This window comes from Corallococcus terminator, from assembly GCF_049194865.1.
GTDB classification, from domain to species: Bacteria; Myxococcota; Myxococcia; order Myxococcales; family Myxococcaceae; genus Myxococcus; species Myxococcus terminator_A.
On record NZ_JBLZWL010000051.1, the window covers coordinates 15,282 to 32,614 of the forward strand.

The 17,333-nt window shown below is 67.5% G+C and carries 15 protein-coding genes; 10 read left to right on the forward strand and 5 right to left on the reverse strand.

The genetic code is table 11. From position 1 onward, the window contains the following. Positions 1–57: 57 nt before the first annotated feature. The 5 genes from ACN469_RS17125 to ACN469_RS17145 all read left to right on the forward strand — a co-directional run bounded on the left by ACN469_RS17125 (position 58) and on the right by ACN469_RS17145 (position 4,999). Complete coding sequence (locus ACN469_RS17125; protein WP_498769202.1) at positions 58–435, forward strand: hypothetical protein; 378 nt, start codon at positions 58–60, stop codon at positions 433–435. Positions 436–535: 100 nt separating this feature from the next. After that, a complete protein-coding gene (locus ACN469_RS17130) occupies positions 536–763 on the forward strand; it encodes a YtxH domain-containing protein (protein WP_498769204.1) in 228 nt (75 codons plus the stop codon). A gap of 115 nt (positions 764–878) precedes the next feature. Then, positions 879–2,861 carry a sigma-54-dependent Fis family transcriptional regulator gene (locus ACN469_RS17135; RefSeq protein WP_498769206.1) on the forward strand — a complete coding sequence of 661 codons (1,983 nt, stop codon included), beginning with the start codon at positions 879–881 and terminating at the stop codon, positions 2,859–2,861. Positions 2,862–3,053: 192 nt separating this feature from the next. Continuing rightward, the gene (gene adh / locus ACN469_RS17140) at positions 3,054–4,574 is read left to right on the forward strand and encodes an aldehyde dehydrogenase (RefSeq protein ID WP_498769208.1); all 1,521 of its coding nucleotides are present in this window, start codon (positions 3,054–3,056) and stop codon (positions 4,572–4,574) included. Further along, positions 4,574–4,999 carry a DUF779 domain-containing protein gene (locus ACN469_RS17145; protein WP_498769210.1) on the forward strand — a complete coding sequence of 142 codons (426 nt, stop codon included), beginning with the start codon at positions 4,574–4,576 and terminating at the stop codon, positions 4,997–4,999. The genes adh and ACN469_RS17145 overlap by 1 nt, the downstream gene beginning before the upstream one ends. A 49-nt stretch (positions 5,000–5,048) precedes the next feature. Here the strand turns inward: ACN469_RS17145 and ACN469_RS17150 are convergent, their stop codons facing one another. From ACN469_RS17150 to ACN469_RS17170, 5 genes are read right to left on the reverse strand one after another with little or no spacing between them, the layout of a single operon-like run. Then, positions 5,049–6,560 carry a peroxidase family protein gene (locus ACN469_RS17150; protein ID WP_498769212.1) on the reverse strand — a complete coding sequence of 504 codons (1,512 nt, stop codon included), beginning with the start codon at positions 6,558–6,560 and terminating at the stop codon, positions 5,049–5,051. Between the two features lie 31 nt (positions 6,561–6,591). Then, on the reverse strand, positions 6,592–7,125 hold the full coding sequence (locus ACN469_RS17155) for an AidA/PixA family protein (protein ID WP_498769214.1): 534 nt from the start codon (positions 7,123–7,125) through the stop codon (positions 6,592–6,594). A 60-nt stretch (positions 7,126–7,185) separates the two neighbouring features. Next, entirely contained in the window at positions 7,186–7,719 is a 534-nt protein-coding gene (locus ACN469_RS17160; RefSeq protein ID WP_498769216.1) for an AidA/PixA family protein, read from the reverse strand. Between the two features lie 33 nt (positions 7,720–7,752). Further along, the gene (locus ACN469_RS17165) at positions 7,753–8,931 is read right to left on the reverse strand and encodes an FAD-dependent oxidoreductase (RefSeq protein ID WP_498769218.1); all 1,179 of its coding nucleotides are present in this window, start codon (positions 8,929–8,931) and stop codon (positions 7,753–7,755) included. Between the two features lie 42 nt (positions 8,932–8,973). Further along, entirely contained in the window at positions 8,974–10,737 is a 1,764-nt protein-coding gene (locus ACN469_RS17170) for a flavin monoamine oxidase family protein (RefSeq protein WP_498769220.1), read from the reverse strand. A gap of 432 nt (positions 10,738–11,169) precedes the next feature. Between ACN469_RS17170 and ACN469_RS17175 the strand changes: the two genes are divergently transcribed. The 5 genes from ACN469_RS17175 to ACN469_RS17195 all read left to right on the forward strand — a co-directional run bounded on the left by ACN469_RS17175 (position 11,170) and on the right by ACN469_RS17195 (position 17,236). Next, on the forward strand, positions 11,170–11,865 hold the full coding sequence (locus ACN469_RS17175; RefSeq protein ID WP_498769222.1) for an SDR family oxidoreductase: 696 nt from the start codon (positions 11,170–11,172) through the stop codon (positions 11,863–11,865). Positions 11,866–12,029: 164 nt separating this feature from the next. Beyond that, entirely contained in the window at positions 12,030–13,346 is a 1,317-nt protein-coding gene (gene omp85, locus ACN469_RS17180; protein WP_498769224.1) for an Omp85 family outer membrane protein, read from the forward strand. A gap of 295 nt (positions 13,347–13,641) precedes the next feature. Next, a complete protein-coding gene (locus ACN469_RS17185) occupies positions 13,642–14,712 on the forward strand; it encodes a TauD/TfdA family dioxygenase (protein WP_498769226.1) in 1,071 nt (356 codons plus the stop codon). A gap of 15 nt (positions 14,713–14,727) precedes the next feature. Continuing rightward, positions 14,728–16,044, forward strand: coding sequence for a pyridoxal phosphate-dependent decarboxylase family protein (locus tag ACN469_RS17190; RefSeq protein WP_498769228.1), 1,317 nt, complete (start codon positions 14,728–14,730; stop codon positions 16,042–16,044). 61 nt (positions 16,045–16,105) lie between these two features. Beyond that, a complete protein-coding gene (locus ACN469_RS17195; RefSeq protein ID WP_498769230.1) occupies positions 16,106–17,236 on the forward strand; it encodes a DUF819 family protein in 1,131 nt (376 codons plus the stop codon). Positions 17,237–17,333: the final 97 nt, after the last annotated feature.

A 17,333-nucleotide genomic window follows, 5' to 3' on the forward strand; every position in this document is an offset into this window, starting at 1 on the left:
CACTCCCCGTACGGGACCTGGAGTGCAGCCCGGGCGGGTCACCTGGAGGAGCCGCTCATGACTTCACGTCGCCTGTCGCATCCCTGGAGCCTTGCCGTGGTGCTCACCTTCGCGCTGACCGCGCTGACCGCGTTCGCCGGGTCAGGGGAGGAGCTGGTCTCTCGCGAGGACTCCAGCAGCCAGACTTCGCTGCTGACCTGTGGGCCGGCCCGGTGTGGTGGAGATTGGAACTGCGAGGACAACTGCCCCGAGGCGGCCACCGCTGTCTGCGTCAACTTCTACTGCCAGTACACGTACCCGGATCCGGGCGGCGGCGGCCCTGGTGGCGGGGGCCCTGGCTCGCAGTGCACGGACTACCGCTGTGGCGGAGATTGGAACTGTGTGTGCGAGGGCCTGCAGGGCACCTGCGGCTCCAATGGCTATTGCGTCTTTTGAGCCTGTGAGCCCGACGAAAAGCTCACGGGTGACCACTTGGCAGCCGGCGGGTCGTGACTAGTTTCCCGCGCACAATGCGGCACCGAGGCGCGATGCCCCGGTGTTGTCACGCGAGGAGCTGACGGTGCAGGCGAAGATTCTGGTTGCGCTGGTGGTGGGTTCCCTGACGTTCGGAGTGGGCTGCCACCGCAACACCCGTGAGAGCGCGAAGGATGATGCTGAGCGCGCCGCGGACAAGACCGAGGACGCCGCCGAGAAGGTGGGCGACAAGGTCGAGGATGCCGCCGAGGAGGCGGGCGACAAGATTGAGGACGCCACCGACAAGTAGTCAGGTGGGAGGCCCCTGGCCTTCCCGGACGCCGCACTGCGTTGGTTCAGCAGCTGCGTTTCGGGGAGGCCATGGGTTGCCGTGGGCGTGGGGACTGGCCGAATAATCACGTCCCATGGGAACGCTCACGCTCAGCGCCTCCGCGCACCTGTGGGAGCAGTTCCTCGTCGGCGCGCTCGACGAGGAGGTGGCCTCGATTCCGGAGGCCCCGCCCATCTTGTCCCGGTGGCAGCGCTCGCGCGCGCTCGGCGCTCCGAGCACCGGCCTGCCAGACGAGGGCCCCAGCGTCGCCGGTGTCGCGCTCATCGAGCGTCGCGCCCGCCTGGAGCCGGTGTGGCACGAGGTCCGCGACATCCTGGACGTGCTCGCCGCCGCGCCCATGCCCTCGGGGCGGGTGGCGCTGCTGGCGGACCGGGAGGGCGTCATCCTCGCCACGCGCGGCGCGGGGGGCGACTTCAGGGATCACGCCGACTACGTCCGACTGGTGGCCGGCGCCTGCTGGGACGAGGTGTCGCGAGGCACCAATGCGATTGGCACCGCGCTGGCGGAGTCCTCGGCCGTGGCCGTGGTGGGGCCCGCGCACTACGCGCAGCGGCACCATGGGCTCGTCTGCTACGCGGCGCCGGTGAGAGACCCGTTCGGCGAGGTCATCGGCGTGCTGGACGTCACGGGCCCCGCGAACGGCGCGGACCCGCTGGTGCTGGTGGCGGTGGCGAGCATCGCGCACTCGGCGGAGGCGCGCCTGCGCGAGGTGGCCTGGGCGCGCGTGGCGACCGCGGCCCGAGGAGGGCTGGATGCGCGCCTGTCGCGCGAGGATGGGCCCGTGTTGCTCATCGAGCCGCCAGGCCGCGTGCGGCGACTCAATGGGGCGGCGCGCTCGCTGCTGGGCGTGGAGCCCTCGCGGGAGGACGCGGCGCCGGGGCGGGTGCTCGGCTTGTCCTGGCGGGCCTTGAAGGACGCGGCGCTGCGAGGCCACGCGCTGGAGGCGCGGCACCAGCCGTCGGGCGCCACGTGGCGGGTGCATGCGGAGGCGGTGGGGGAGGGGGATTCGGCGCTGGCGGTGCTGGTGCGGCTGGAGCCCCGCGCGACGCACGTCACGGCGCGGATGCCGTCCGCGGTGGTGGAGGCCACTCCCGATGAAGGCGTCTGGGCTCGACTGAAGGGGAGTGACCCCGAGCATCGCGCGACGCTGCGGGAGGCCGCGCGCTTCGCTCCGACGACGCTGCCGGTGTTGCTGCTCTCGGAGACGGGCACGGGCAAGGAGCTGCTCGCGCGCGCGGTGCATGAGACGAGCGCGGTGGCATCCGGGCCCTTCGTCGCCGTCAACTGCGGCGCGCTCTCCGCCACGCTGCTGGAGAGCGAGCTGTTCGGCCATGCGCCGGGCGCCTTCACGGGGGCTCGCTCGGGCGGGGCGGATGGGAAGTTGTCTGCGGCGGATGGTGGCACGCTCTTCCTGGATGAGCTCGCGGAGATGCCCTCGGCGCTGCAGGTGATGCTGCTGCGCGTGCTGGAGGATGGCGGGTACTCGCGCGTGGGTGAGTCGCGCGTGCGGCAATCACGCTTCCGCCTCATCGGCGCCACGTGTCGAGACCTCGACGAGGCGGTGCGCGAGGGCACCTTCCGGAGCGACCTCTACTATCGCCTCCAGGGCGCGATGCTGCGGCTTCCTCCGCTGCGCGAGCGGGTGGACCTGCCGGAGCTGGCCCGGTCGCTGTTGAGCGAGCTGTGCGTCGAAGGAGGCCATCCGCCGAGCACGCTGTCCGCCGAGGCGCTGGCGCGACTGCGGGCCCACACCTGGCCGGGCAACGTGCGCGAGCTGAAGACGGTGTTGCGCCTGGCCCTGGTCCGAGCGGGAGGAGAGGCGGTGGTGAGCCTGGCCGCGCTTCCCTCCGAGCTGAATCGGGCGCCCGCGCCCGCGCCTCGTGTCGAGCCTGTCAGCGCCACGGGCCTGCGCGAGCTGGAGGCCCACGCCATCCTGGAGGCGCTGTCGCGCAGCGGCGGCAACGTGGCCCGCGCGGCCCGGCTGCTGGGGATTGCGCGCAGCACGCTGTACCGGATGGTGGAGCGGTTCGGATTGAAGCTCCCTCCTCGTTCCTGACGCGAGCGGAACATTCCATCCAGGCGGTGGCACATCGGGACGCGACACTGTCGCGAGGTGCGCCACGTGTCCGGACGAAGGTGTCGCATCGCGGGACACGACGCGCCGCGACGTCGTCCGTGCGGGGCATGGCATGCGCGCTGCTCTGGAGGAGGGGGCTTCCCCGCAGCCCCACCCGCAAGGAGAGCGTTCATGATCTACGCCGCCCCCAACCAGCCCGGCTCGAAGGTGAAGTTCAAGTCCCGCTACCAGAACTTCATCGGAGGTCGCTGGGTCGAGCCGAAGCGCGGGCAGTACTTTGAAAACATCTCCCCCGTGACGGGGAAGGCCTTCTGCGAGATTCCCCGCTCCACGGCGGAGGACATCGAGCTGGCGCTGGATGCGGCGCACGCGGCGCGAGTCTCCTGGGGCCGCACGTCGCCCACGGCGCGCTCGAACATCCTGCTGAAGATCGCCGACCGGATGGAGCAGAACCTGGAGATGCTCGCGCTGGCCGAGACCTGGGACAACGGCAAGCCGGTGCGCGAGACGCTCGCGGCGGACCTGCCGCTGGCCATCGACCACTTCCGCTACTTCGCTGGCTGCATCCGCGCGCAGGAAGGCACGGTGGGAGAGCTGGACCACGACACCGTCGCCTATCACTTCCACGAGCCGCTGGGCGTGGTGGGGCAGATCATCCCGTGGAACTTCCCCATCCTGATGGCGGTGTGGAAGGTGGCGCCGGCGCTGGCGGCGGGCAACTGCGTGGTGCTCAAGCCCGCGGAGCAGACGCCCGCGAGCATCCTCGTCCTGGCCGAGCTCATCCAGGACCTGCTGCCCGAGGGAGTGCTCAACATCGTCAACGGCTTTGGCGTCGAGGCGGGCAAGCCGCTGGCCAGCAGCCCCCGCGTGGCGAAGGTCGCCTTCACGGGTGAGACGACGACGGGCCGGCTCATCCTCCAGTACGCGAGCGAGAACCTCATCCCCGTGACGCTGGAGCTGGGCGGCAAGAGCCCGAACATCTTCTTCGACGACGTCATGGCGCAGGACGACGACTTCCTGGACAAGGCGATGGAGGGCTTCGCCATGTTCGCGCTGAACCAGGGCGAGGTCTGCACGTGTCCGTCCCGCGCGCTGGTGGGTGAGCGCATCTACGGCCAGTTCATCGAGCGGGCGCTGGAGCGCGTGAAGAAGATCCGCCCGGGCAACCCGCTGGACACGGAGACGATGCTGGGTGCGCAGGCGTCGAATGACCAGCTCGAGAAGATCCTCGGCTACATCGACATCGGCAAGAAGGAGGGCGCCAAGCTCCTCCTGGGCGGCGAGCGCGTGCGCCTGCCGGGCGACCTGGAGGGTGGCTACTACGTGGCCCCGACGGTGTTCCAGGGCAACAACAAGATGCGCGTTTTCCAGGAGGAGATCTTCGGACCGGTGGTGAGCGTCACCACGTTCAAGGACTTCGACGACGCGATGCGCATGGCCAACGACACGCTGTACGGCCTGGGAGCGGGCGTGTGGACGCGTGACACGAACACCGCGTACCGCGCGGGCCGCACCATCGAAGCGGGCCGCGTGTGGACCAACTGCTACCACCTGTACCCGGCGCACGCGGCGTTCGGCGGCTACAAGCAGTCGGGCATCGGCCGCGAGACGCACCGGAAGATGCTGGACCACTACCAGCAGACCAAGAACCTGCTCGTCAGCTACAGCCCGAAGGCGATGGGGTTCTTCTGATGAGCGACACCCGTGCCGAGCCCGGCGCGGGTGGGCAGGTGGTGGCCCGGGTGGAGATGACGCCCGAGGCCGCCGCCGTCGTCCGCTCCCTGCGTGCCGCCCATGGGCCGCTGATGTTCCACCAGTCGGGTGGCTGCTGCGATGGCAGCGCGCCCATGTGTTATCCGGCGGGGGAGTTCCGTGTCGGTCAGCGGGACGTCTTCCTGGGCGACGTCGAGGACTGTCCCGTCTACATCGGCGGCGCGCAGTTCGAGGTCTGGCAGCACACGCACCTGACGCTGGACGTGGTGCCAGGAAGGGGCGCGGGCTTCAGCCTGGAGTCGCCCCTGGGCGTGCGCTTCCTCACCCGCAGCCGTGTCTTCACGGATGAGGAATACGAGCGCATGAAGACCCAGCCACCGCCGAGGCGTGGACCGCCGGAGTGAGCAAGGGACCCGGGCACGATGCCGCCGTGGCGTCGTGCCCGGGGGAATCTCAGGAGGACTTGTACGCGTCCGCGATGCGCAGCAGGTCCACGATGGTGAAGTCGCCGCCCGTGCCGTAGGTGGGTTTCCAGCCCTTGTTGTGCAGGAAGGACTGGGGGTCGTTGATGAGCACGCTGAAGAACGTCTCACCCACGATGCGACCGCCCACGGGCCCGAGGAAGCGGCCCTGGTTGGCGAGCTTCGCCTCCTTGAGGATGTAGAACCAGAGCGGCGCCAGCGTGCTCCCCCAACTCGTGGGCAGGCCCAACTGGGAATTGGAGTACTGGGTCGTCCCCAGCGCCCTGGCGACCGTCTGTCCCGCAGGAAGGGTGAACTCATTCTGGCGCAGCAGGTTGCGGCCTGGCAGCGACAGGTAGAGCGGATCCGGCTTGCCCTGGTACTGGGGATTGTCGAAGCCGGGGATGAGGGCCTCGGGCAACTGAAGCAGCTCCGACGCCACCAGCGTGTCGAACAGCTTGGCGCCCTGGGGTGTGACGCGGGAGTCGGTGTTGAAGAAGTACTTCCAGTCCACGCGCTTCTCCGGGCTCAGGAACGTCCCGGGCTGGTGCAGGTCGAAAATCTGCGCGCCCTTGTAGTTGTCATTGACTTGGTAGAACTCGCGAATCGTCGCGTGGCCCATGCGGTAGGCGGCCGCGGAGAACTCGATGGGAATCGCCTGGAGGTTGGGCGGGAAGTACTGGGGGCCCTGGCTCAACAACTTCCCATACAGCTCATCCCCGACGAAGCGGCGCACGAAGTCGTGGTAGACAATCCACTGGTAATGCCAGCGCACGCGCTGCGACGCCTCGGAGAAGAGCGCTCCTCCGGAGAACTGGCTCGACAGGTCCTTGACCACCTGATTGTGGAACTTGATGACGGCCAGGTGGAGCTGGTCGACGAACATGTTGTCGTCATTGCGCGGGTCCCCGATGATGGCCGTGCCCTGGGAGTTGCGGAGCACGTCGCCATCCGGGTTGTCGGGCCGGCCGAACAGCAGCGTGGCGCCGTCCTTCTGGTCGAAGAGGAAGGCGTCCTGCACGGGCCCTCGGCCATAGATGTTGCCCAGGTCCAGGGTGGGGGTGATGGCATCCCGCGTCTGGTTGGGTTGGGTATCCCGACCATTGATGTTCGAATAGACGTCGAACGTCAGGTCATGGTCCAGGAACTGGCCCAGGAACGTGTAGCCGGCGGGGATGGTGGGGTTGTCCTGGGGGAGGCCCGGGCTCTGGTTGGCCACGTCCATGGGGCCGCCAGGCAGGGTGAGCGCCCGGAGGTCCTCCACGTTGAAGAGGGAAGGGCCCAGGTCCGGGAACATGCGGAAGAAGTCGGAGACGACGGGGCCGTTGTCTCCGCTCAGCGACTGCGCGGACTTGCTGGAGACGGCCGTGCCCACGCCGCCGTGGGGGCGCACCAGGTTGCCGGAGGGCGCCTTGGACAGCATCGCGTTTCCCGCGCCCCGGTGGAACGGACAGCCGCTCCCAGGGAGCGCGGTGTGGCCCGAGGGCCGGTTCTTGTCACTCATGATGGGTCTCCTCGTGAATGGGAAGCGCGGCCTATGACGTGATGGTGATGTACGGGTCCCACGAGTAGGTGCCCACCTTGTTGCCCTGGTTGTCCGTCACCTGGAGGTAGAGCTGGTAGGTCACGCGCGCGCCGGGGAGCGTGGCGGTGGGCAGCTGCGCGGTGGATTGGAAGAAGAAGTCCACGTAGGGCTGCACGTTGAAGCCGCTGCTCTGCCCGCCCGATACCTCGGGGACTGGCACCTTGATGTGGGACACCAAGGGCTGGGGCTGGGTGATGCACTGCGCATTCCCGGAGACATTCATCTTGTAGAGCAGGGCGCTGTAGCGCGTGTTGAGCGTCAGCGACGCCAGCCGCCACCGGAGGTTGTCGTTGGTCTTCGCCGCGACCGTCAGCTCCGATATCGCCTCCGCCCCCACGGCCGCGTCCCGCCGGACGAGCATGTACACACAGTCCGCGATGGACACTCCGGGGTTGTCGAGCGACGCGTTGGGGCCGTACTTGCCGACGACCTTGTCCACGTCCACCACGGTGAGCACATCGATGAAGCCGTTATCCTGTCCCATATCGCATCCAATCCTTTCGGAAGAAGAAGTCAGACACCGTCGGCGAGCCAGCCGATGACGTCATGAGGTGATGGAGATCTGCGGATCCCACGAGAAGTAGCTCAGGATGTTCCCGTCGTTGTTCGCCAGGACGAACGAGAACTGGTACGAGACATTGGGAGGCGAGGGGTTCACCGCCGTCGCCTGGAAATAGGCGTCCGTATAGGTCTGCGTCTGGTTGACGGTCACTTGATAGCCATTCACCGACGGGAGGGGCACCGTCACCGTGGGCTCGATGAGGCCGGGCTGGGTGATGAGCCCCACGCCCCGGAGGATGTTGCACTGGCTGAGCGCGACGCTGAAGCGAGTGTTCCCGGTCAGCGAGGTGATGCGCCAGCGGATGTTGTTGTTGGTGTTGAGGGTGATGACCAGGTCATCCGTGGCCTGTCCGGAGAGCACCTCGTCCTGACGGACGAACATGTAGATGTAGGGCGTGCTCTCGCCCAGGGACACGGGCCTGTTGGCGTCCGTGCTGAACTTCCCCTGGTAGGCCTGGTAGATGCTCTCCGCATCCACGACGACGAGGACGTTGGCTGTGTTTTCAGTATCCGGCATGGACCACTCCTGATTGAGACGGGGTGAGAGGGCTCAGCGGGGCCGCAGGATTCCGGGGCGCTGGATGGAGAAGGGCTGGATGTTGAACTGGGTGACGCCCGTCAGCGCGAGCTCGGCGAGAATCTTCCCGAGCAGCGGGGTGAACTTGAACGCCTGCCCCGTGTCACCGGTGAACAGGAGGATGTCCGGATGGCCGGGCAGGGCATCCAGGACGAAGTTCAGGTCGGGGGTCATCGTGTAGAGGCAGCCCACGGCGTCTTGTGCCAGGGATTGAAGCCCCTGGAAGTGCGCACGCATGAAGCTGTTGAGCAGCTCCACCATCCGAGGGTCCGCCTGGGGCGGCGAGGTGGGCGGCAGCGGGGACTTCTGGAAGGTGAAGTCCGTGCCCACCTTGAGGCGCCCGGGCGTCAGGAGCGGGGGCAGGCCGTAGTAGGTCGTCTGGTCATCGCCAGGGAACTGGGGCGCGCCGAAGTAGAACCAGAGCGGGTAGTTGTACTGGGATTGGGCCACCGTGAAGTACGCATACGTCATGGTCCAGATCTCCAGCTCCAGCTGGAGGTTCAGGCTGTCGAGCACCGGGTTCGTCCAGGCGGAGGGCACCAGGATGAGCTTCTTGCCGGTGTAGTTCCCTTGCGCGGTGGTGACGGTGACCTGTCCCGGCGCGTCCTGGATGCGGCTGACCGTCCGGCGGGGAATCATGGTGACGCCCTGCTTGCGACAGAGCTGGGCGAGGGCCTGCAGGGCCCGGTCCGCCGCGATGACGCCCGCCTGGGGCTGCGCCAGTCCGACGACGTCGTCACTCAACCCCTTGAGCGCGGGGTAGCGCTCCGGGAAGTCCGCCGCGGTGAGGCGGGTGAAGGGCAGTCCCTGCTCCTCGAGGACGGCCTGGGAGTCCTTGAGGTCTCCCTCGGGCGTGTTCACCCCGCTGGGCGGGCCGAAGAACAGCAGGGACGTGTCGTTGAGGATGCCGTCCAGGCCGCTGTCGTCCTCCAGCTCCCGCCAGAGCGGATAGGCGGACTGCGCCAGCAGGGACAGGTGCGGATTGGAGTACATCACCCGGAAGAAGCGGGACTCTCCCTTGGAGGAGAAGAAGTCGTTGTCGAAGTCGAACTGGTCCAACAGGAGGACCTTCTTGCCGGCCTTCGAGCACCAGTAGGCGGCGGACAGGCCAATGGCGCCCGCGCCCACGACCACCACGTCATAGGAGTCCATGTCTTCGTTGCTTTCGTTCTGGAGGGACGAAGGTGTCTGGCTTTACCAGCCGAGGTAGTACTGGCTGTCCAGCCAGGAGGGCCACGCGAGCCCGAAGTGCGCCTGGAGCATCTTCTCCGCCTCGCAGAAGGCTCCTTCCACCCAGCCCTGCTGGTCCGAGTACGCCTCGCCGCAGATGTGGAGGCGCTCCGCGGGGTCCGGGCGGCGCATGAAAGGCATCACGTCGCGCACGCTCACCCCGGCCTGCCACGCATGGTAGCCGCCGCCGTAGGGGTCATCCGTCCAGTTACGGAAGTAGGAGACGTACGGGTCGGGGACGGGGTTCTCCGGGCCGTGCAGCTCCTGGAGCTGATGGACGGCCTCCTGGACCATCACCGCCGGAGCCTGGAGGGACTCCACCTGGGCCAGGGACTCCGGGGACGCCAGTCGCGTGGCCCGGGGTTTGAAACGCTTCAGGTTCCGATGGGGAGAGGCCATCAGCGCGGACCAGAAGGGGGTGGTCCGCATGTCGTTGTAGCTGGCCAGCAGGATGGAGTGGCTGTTCGAGGGGTCGGTGCCGAAGTAGTAGCACTGTCGCATCGGCAGGTCGGTGATGGACTCGCCCGCCAGGGCGTTGAACTCCGCGTGCCACCAGGGAGACTCGAAGCCCATCAGGAGCTTGAACGACGGCTCGGAGATGACCGAGTCGAGGTTCTTCCGGACCTGCTCGCTCACCTCCGGCGTGGTGAAGAAGCGGTCCACCTCCAGCAGCTCCAGGGCGCGGCGGGGCATGGCGAGGACGACGGCCTTGGCGTACACCGTCCAGCTCTTGCCGCTCTGTGCATTGGCCACCGTGAGGACGTACTTGTACGGACTGCCGCCCGGCGCCGGGTCGATTCGCCGCAGGCCATTCTGACCCCAGAGATGGGCGCGCTTGCCGCTGGGGTCCTGCGCCAGGAAGCGCTGCGCGAGGACATTGCCGACCTGGTCATAGCCGCCCGCCAGCGTCTGGTACTTCACCTCCGCGTTGGAGAAGTCGCCCACGAGGTAGGGGAAGGCCTCCGCGGCGTTCCAGTTGATGGTGTTGGAGTAGTACCCGCCGGCCACGGACAGGAATTCGTAGGCCTCCTGGCCCACCTGGTCCTTGATGAGGTTCCAGAAGCCCAGGTCGTTGACCTTCAGGCCGTCGTATGGACCTGGTTGGTGATAGGTCAGGTTGGGTTTGACGTCATCCCATTCGCGGGCCGTCAGGGTGAAGGCGTAGTCATAGGGCGCCGTGAAGGTGGCCTTGCCTGGATAGCGCTCCCGGAACCACGGGTCCGCCATGAGCACGTCGTAGATGATCTTGTTGAATAGCTGGTCCGAGGTGAAGCCCACCACCGCGTCGGGTAGGAAGTAGCGCGTCTTGTACGTGCGGCGGTCGGCCTGGGCGTTCTCCCATTCATTGGCCTTGAAGCGCTGCCCTCGCAGGTAGCGGTAGTGATTGCTGTCGTCGCCCAGGGGGAAGTCGATAGGCGTCACCTCCTGCTCGAAGACCTTCGTGATGAGCGAGTTCACGATCTCATGCGATTGCAGATAGCGCATGCCGCCAATCTCCGCGGCCAGGGAGATGCCAGGGAGGAAGACGGATTCGATGCGTCCACCCAGGCGCTCGCTCAGCTCGAAGATGTGGACCGTCTCGGAGCGGGTTCCCTCCGGGGCCAGGTCTCCCACGAGCAGTCTCCAGCCCGCATAGAGGCCGGAGACTCCGGCGCCGATGATGGCCACGTCGAGCTGGAGCCCATCGTCCATTCCGGTGTCCATCGCTGGTGGGTCGACTCGTGACATGTCTGCCTCATGGGGGAGGGTGGGATTCGCCTTGCGTCGGTCCGGTCCACTGCAATTGGTGCACCAAGGTCCTTCCCTGTCCTGGGTGTCTGTCTTCAAGGACATGCGGGGCAGGGGATGCGGCCTTGACGCGTCACGCGAATGGATTTGGGAGGTCCCGGGGGGGGCGTCGCTGGGGAATCGCTGACGTGTCAGGCTTTTGGACGGACGCGTCAGCGAGGACTTGCCCTGTCAGGCGAGCGACTGGGGGAGCGGCGCCCGGATGGCCCGGTCCTCCACCCATGTCGCTTTTCGATGACGCTCGAATTCCTCCATATTATGCTCATCATATGAACAGGGGTGTGGTCCGCGGGCCCACCCACCCGGCTGCAGGTCGCTCGCCCTGCGGCGTCCGGGTCATCCATCCGCCTGTCGTCGCGTGGGAGTCGAGTCATGCAGATCAAGAATGCTGTCGCCCTGGTCACTGGTGCCAATCGTGGGTTGGGGCTCGCCTTCGCGAAGGCCTTGCTGGAGCGGGGGGCCCGCAAGGTCTACGCGGCGGCCCGGGAGCCCACGAGCGTGGAGCTTCCTGGCGTCGTGCCGGTCCGCCTGGATGTCACCCGCCCCGAGCAGCTGGAGGCGCTGGTCCGCGAGGCAGGCGACGTGACGTTGCTCATCAACAACGCGGGCATCCTGAAGGGGACGAGCCTCTTGGGGACGGACGCGCTGTCCGCCGCGCGCGCCGAGCTGGAGACGAACTACCTGGGGCCGCTGGCGACGAGCAGCGCCTTCGCGCCCGTGCTGGCGAAGAACGGCGGGGGCGCCATCATCAACGTGCTCTCGGTGCTCAGCTGGGTGGCCTTCCCGGGGTCGGCCAGCTACAGCGCCTCGAAGGCCGCCGCCTGGGCGCTGACCAATGGGCTGCGCAAGGAGCTGGGCGCCCAGAAGACGCAGGTGGTGGCGCTGCACGTCGGCTACATGGACACGGACATGGCGGAGAAGGTCACCGCGCCGAAGACGAGCACCTCCGAGGTGGTGCGCCTGACGCTGGATGCGCTCGAAGCGGGCCAGGACGAGGTGCTCGCCGACGAGGTGAGCCGCAACGTGAAGCAGGGCCTGTCCGCGGGCGTCTACCTCCAGAACTCGTGAGCGAGCTGGCGGCGCGCCGCGGAGCTTTCTCCGAGGCAGCCACCGCGCACGCCGTGTCCAGACCGCTGGAGTGAGAGCGGGCCCACGCGCGGGGCGAAGTGTCATGCGCTGTGCGGGGAAGGTTATGGTGTCTCCAGGCTCGAACGTGAGCCTGGAGACTTCGCATGCCGCAGTGTCGCCTGGCGTGGAGCGTGGTGATGGTCGTCCTGATGGGGGCGACCTCGGCCTGGGCAGACGAGCCTCCCGTTGAAGCGCTGGTGCCACCGCCGCGCACGGGGTGGCGCGTCCAGGGCCTGCCGCTGCTCAACTTCAACAGCGACGAGGGGTTCGGCTTCGGCGCGAGGCTCCTGCTGGTGGATGCGGGAGATGGCACGTACCGGCCCTATCGACACTCCCTCATCGCGCAGTTCTTCCAGACGACGCGGGGTGTGGCCACCCATCGGCTGATGATGGATGCGCCGCGCTTCTTCGACTCGGACTGGCGGTTGGGGTTGGACCTGAGCTTCATCAACGAGCGGTTCTCGCCCTACTTCGGCCAGGGCGCCGCCGCCGGATACGAGCCAGACTTCGCCCGATGTGACGACCGGGAGCAGCTCGAGGACGCGCGGGATGTGTGCGCGGGCAATCCCTCATTCCGGGGCCTGCGCTACTACAGCTTCGAGCAGCGCACGCTGCCGAGCGTCGTGTTCAACGCGCGGCGCACCCTGAGAGGGCCGCTGCAGGTGTCCGTGGGTTATCGCTTCCGCTTGACGCGGATTCGCTCGCGCTACAGCGCGAAGGACCTGGGGCAGTCGCGGGACTCGCGGCTCGAGGAGGATGCTCGGGCGGGGCTGTTGACGGGGCTGGAGGCTGGAGGAGGGGAGGGGACGTTCCGGACAGCGGAGGTGACGGCGGGGCTTTTGTGGGACTCGCGCGACAACGAGCCCGCGCCCGTGCGCGGCATGTTCCACGAGCTGGCGGCACGCGGCGCGGTGGGGGTGACGGGCAGCTCGTTCGGCTACTGGGGCTCCACGGCGAACCTGCGTTTCTACCACCCCTTGGGGCATGAGCGATTGGTGGCCGCGTTGCGCCTGATGGCCGACGTGCTTGGAGGGGATGTGCCCTTCTTCTTGCTCAGCGGCTTTGGCGGAGTGGAGTGGCGCGATGGCTGGGGCGGCGTGGGCGGCCTGTTCACCGCGCGAGGGCTGCTGAAGAACCGCCTGCAGGGAGAGGTGAAGACGGTGGGCAACGGCGAGCTGCGCTGGCGCTTCCTCGACGTGCGGCCGTGGGAGCAGCGGCTGGAGCTCACGCTGGTGGCCTTCTTCGATGCGGGACAGGTGTGGACGGACCTTCGCTTTCGGGACAAGGGGTTGTTCCGGTACGCGGGAGGTGGGGGCCTGCGAGTGGCCTGGGACAACGCCTTCATCGTCCGAGCGGACTACGGCGTGAGTCCTCGGGATGGCACGTCCGCCTTCTATCTCGACTTCAACCACATGTTTTGAGTGGTCGATGTCATCCGGTGGCATTGACGCCCGCGGAGGGCGCCAGCTAGCGTGACGCCACGATGACGCTCTCGAACGCGAGCTTCCTGACGACCGCCACCGGCCGCTGTTGCCGTGGCGCGTGTTGTTAGTCGAGTCGCTTCGAGCGTCCGTCTTCCCACCGGTTCGTATTCGCTGATGCGCCCTGGGCCTTGTGCCTCGGGCTCGCTGCTCCGGTGGCGTCCCGCGTCCCGGCGATGAGGCCCTGACCTCGTCGCGCGTGCGTGGCCTCGCGTCCCTCCGCCGGAGTTTCCGCATGCCCATCACCCGCTTCGAGCCGCATGACGATTTCCTGCGCGTCCACTTCGCTGGAGACGGTGTCCCCCGGCATGCGGACTTCCACTGGTTCTGGCTGCGGCACAACTCGGAGCTGGACCGTCATCCGCTCACCCGCGAGCGCATCGTCTGTTCCTCGGAGCTTCCGCTGGAGTTGCGGCCTCGTGGGGTGAGCGTCTCGGAGGATGCCTCCGCCCTCGATATCGACTGGGGAGACCGTGCCGACGGGCAGGTGAGCCGGTATCTCGCGGACTGGCTACTGGCGAATGCCTATGCGGCTGACCGGGTCGCGGTGCCTCCGCCGCCTTCGGACAGTGGGTTGCTCACGGTGGAGGCCGCTCGGGTTCGCGAGCCGCTCGTGCCGTTCGCGCTGAAGCGGCTCGAAGAATCAGGGGCCGTCATCGTGCGGGGCTTCGGGGCGGACACGGAGGCGCTCATCGACCTCTTTGGCGGCGCCGGCCTCGCTGTCATCGAGACGCACTTCGGTCGCATCGAGGACCTGCGCACCGACAACACGACGAATCGGAACACGGACCAGCTGGGCTACACGGACAGCGCGGTGCAGCTGCACACGGACCAGCCCTTCTTGGACCGACCCCCTCGCTACCAGTTGCTGCATTGCCAGCGGCCCGCGGAGACAGGGGGAGACAACAGCGTGGTGGATGGGCTCGCGGCGGCGCGCTACCTCGCGGACCAGGACGAACAGGCCTTCGAGCTGTTGCGCACGGTGCCGGTGACGTTCCATCGCAAGCAGGCGGCGTTCGAGCGGGTGCTGGTGTCACCGGTGCTCGACTTCGATGCGCCGGGCGGGTTTCGCATCCGGTACAGCTACTTCACGCTCGCGCCGCATCGGGTTCCGTTTGCTCGAATGCAGGCGTGGTACCGCGCGTACAACCGCTTCGCGACGCTGGTCCGGGATGAGCGCCACCAGTTCCGCTTCCGTCTCGGGGCGGGTGACTTCCTCCTCTATGACAACTGGCGAATGCTTCACGCTCGCACCTCGTTCACGGGTGCCCGCTGGGTTCGCGGTGTGTATTTCGATGCGCGTTGAACCCCGGAGAACACCATGCCCGCTTCGCCTCGACTGGCCCCCCACGGAGTGAGTCACCAGGACGTCCTCGACCAGATGCGCGAGCTGCGCGCCGATGATGCGCGCTGGAAGGAGGGGAAGACGTGGAGCCTCGTCTATCACGCGGGGGATGACATCCGCCGGCTGCTCGCGGATGCCTATACGGAGTTCATGTCGGAGAACGGGCTGAGTCCGCTGGCGTTCCCCAGCCTCGCGCGCTTCGAGTCGGAGGTGGTGGCCACGGGCGCGGAGCTCTTTCATGGAGACACGGCCGCTGGGACGCTGACGTCGGGAGGGACGGAGTCCATCCTGATGGCGGTGAAGACGGCTCGAGACTTCGCTCGGGAGGAGCGGGGAATCACCGCGCCGGAGATGGTGCTGCCCGCGTCCGTGCATCCGGCGTTTCAGAAAGCCGCGCACTACTTCGGGGTGAAGCCCGTCAATGTGCCCCTGGGACCGGACTTTCGCGCGGATGTGGCGGCGACTCGGGCCGTGCTGACGGCGAACACGGTGCTCGTCGTCGGGTCGGCACCGGCCTATCCGCACGGATTGGTGGACCCGATTGCCGAGCTGGCGGCGCTCGCACAGGAGCACGGTGTGCTCTTTCACGTGGATGCGTGTCTTGGGGGCTTCCTGCTGCCGTTTGCCCGGAAGCTGGGTCACGACGTGCCTGACTTCGACTTCGCGGTGCCTGGCGTCACGAGTCTGTCGGCGGACCTGCACAAGTATGGCTATGCGGCGAAAGGGGCGTCGCTCGTGCTGTACCGCACGCCGGAACTGCGTCGGTATCAGTTCTTCACGTACGCGGATTGGTGTGGCGGCATCTATGCGTCGCCATCGATGGCGGGTACGCGGCCGGGAGGTGCCATCGCGGCGGCCTGGGCCATCCTGAAGTACCTGGGCGAGGAGGGGTATCTGCGGCTCGCTGGGACGGTGCTCGATACGGCGCGGGCATTGCGTGATGGCATCACCGCGATTCCGGGCTTGAAGCTGGTGGGTGAGCCTCGGCTGAGTGTCTTCGCTTTCGCGTCGGACACGTTGGATGTGTATGCGCTGGGGGATGCGATGGAGGCGCGAGGGTGGAAGCTGGACCGGCAGATGGGGCCGCCCGCGCTGCACCTGATGGTTACGCCCGCGCACGAGAAGGTGGTGGAGCCGTTCCTCGCGGACCTGCACGAATGTGCCGGGAGTCTGGCGCGTGGAGAGCCGGCGCCCGAGGGGAGCGCTGCCATGTACGGAATGTTTGGCGCGATTCCGGACCGGCGCGAGGCCGCGGACTTCATCCGTCAGTTCATGGACTCCATCTACGGATGAGCGCGCTCATCCCGATTGGCGCGGCGACCTCATCCTGGTTCGGACTTGTGGGGGCCCTCCGATGAGCGCGCTCGTCCAGGTCCTTGTCGTGGTGGGACTCCCCGGGCTCGTCCTGCTCGGGGCGCGAGCCTTCAAGCCCGTGGCGTGGGTGGGGCCCGTGGTGATGTGCTACGCGGCGGGCATCCTCCTGGGAAACGCGCCAGGGTTGTTGCTTCAGACGGGCGTGAGTCTCTCCGTGAGCGAGGCGGCGGTGCCGCTGGCGATTCCCCTGCTGCTGTTCTCCACGGATGTGCCGCGCTGGACGCGGCTGGCTCGGACGACGCTGTTGTCCTTCGTCCTCGCGTGCGTGTCCGCACTCGTGAGTGCCACCGTGGTGGGGCTCGCCTTCTCGGGGCGGATGGACGAGTGGTGGAAGATGGCTGGCATGTTGGTGGGCGTCTATGTCGGCGGTACCGCCAACATGAACGCCGTGGGCATGGCGCTCCAGGTGCGCGAGGAGACCTTCGTGCTCCTCAACACGGCGGACATCGTCGCGGGAGCGGCCTACCTGCTCGTGCTGGTGACGGTGGCGCAGCGCATCGCGCTGGCCTTCCTGCCGCCGTTCCCGAATCCGACGGCCTGGGATGGGTCGAGCACGGAGGAGGGGACGCGACAGGAGGGGTTCTCGTGGCGGTTCACGCGAGGTCTGGCCTTGTCATTGCTGCTGGCCGTCGCCATCTGCGGTGTGTCCGCCGGGACGAGCCTGGGCCTCGCTGGGCGACTGGAGGTGACGGTCGTGCTGCTGCTCATCACCACGCTGTCGCTGGCGGCGTCCTTTGTTCCGGCGGTCCGCTCACTGCCTGGGAGCTACGCGCTGGGGGACTACGCGCTGCTCGTCTTCTGCGTGGCGGTGGGGACGTTGGCGGATGCGAGCCAGCTGGGGAGCGCGGGGCTGTCTGTCTTTTTCTTCTGCGCCAGCGTGATGGTGTTGGCCATCGTCCTGCATTTCGGTCTGGCGGCGCTGTTCCGCATCGACGCCGACACGGTGCTGATTACCTCCACGGCCACCATCTTCGGACCGGCCTTCATTGCTCCTGTTGCCCGAGCGCTGCGAAACCGCGAGCTGATGGTCTCCGGCATCACCACGGGGCTGATGGGCTTCGCGTTGGGGACGTACCTGGGGCTCGCGCTGTCCTGGCTCTTGCGGCCGTAGGCTTCCTGCAGGCGTTCCGACGCGGCGAGTTTCTCCTGTCGGGTCAACCCGCCAACAACTGTTGGCGGCGAAGGCGCCAGGCCTATGCTGAGGGCTC

Coding starts and splice junctions, on each gene's coding strand:
- ACN469_RS17125 (WP_498769202.1), top strand. CDS start 58: ATGACTTCACGTCGCCTGTCGCATCCCTGGAGCCTTGCCGTGGTGCTC.
- ACN469_RS17135 (WP_498769206.1), top strand. CDS start 879: ATGGGAACGCTCACGCTCAGCGCCTCCGCGCACCTGTGGGAGCAGTTC.
- adh (WP_498769208.1), top strand. CDS start 3,054: ATGATCTACGCCGCCCCCAACCAGCCCGGCTCGAAGGTGAAGTTCAAG.
- ACN469_RS17145 (WP_498769210.1), top strand. CDS start 4,574: ATGAGCGACACCCGTGCCGAGCCCGGCGCGGGTGGGCAGGTGGTGGCC.
- ACN469_RS17150 (WP_498769212.1), bottom strand. CDS start 6,560: ATGAGTGACAAGAACCGGCCCTCGGGCCACACCGCGCTCCCTGGGAGC.
- ACN469_RS17155 (WP_498769214.1), bottom strand. CDS start 7,125: ATGGGACAGGATAACGGCTTCATCGATGTGCTCACCGTGGTGGACGTG.
- ACN469_RS17160 (WP_498769216.1), bottom strand. CDS start 7,719: ATGCCGGATACTGAAAACACAGCCAACGTCCTCGTCGTCGTGGATGCG.
- ACN469_RS17165 (WP_498769218.1), bottom strand. CDS start 8,931: ATGGACTCCTATGACGTGGTGGTCGTGGGCGCGGGCGCCATTGGCCTG.
- ACN469_RS17170 (WP_498769220.1), bottom strand. CDS start 10,737: ATGTCACGAGTCGACCCACCAGCGATGGACACCGGAATGGACGATGGG.
- ACN469_RS17175 (WP_498769222.1), top strand. CDS start 11,170: ATGCAGATCAAGAATGCTGTCGCCCTGGTCACTGGTGCCAATCGTGGG.
- omp85 (WP_498769224.1), top strand. CDS start 12,030: ATGCCGCAGTGTCGCCTGGCGTGGAGCGTGGTGATGGTCGTCCTGATG.
- ACN469_RS17185 (WP_498769226.1), top strand. CDS start 13,642: ATGCCCATCACCCGCTTCGAGCCGCATGACGATTTCCTGCGCGTCCAC.
- ACN469_RS17190 (WP_498769228.1), top strand. CDS start 14,728: ATGCCCGCTTCGCCTCGACTGGCCCCCCACGGAGTGAGTCACCAGGAC.
- ACN469_RS17195 (WP_498769230.1), top strand. CDS start 16,106: ATGAGCGCGCTCGTCCAGGTCCTTGTCGTGGTGGGACTCCCCGGGCTC.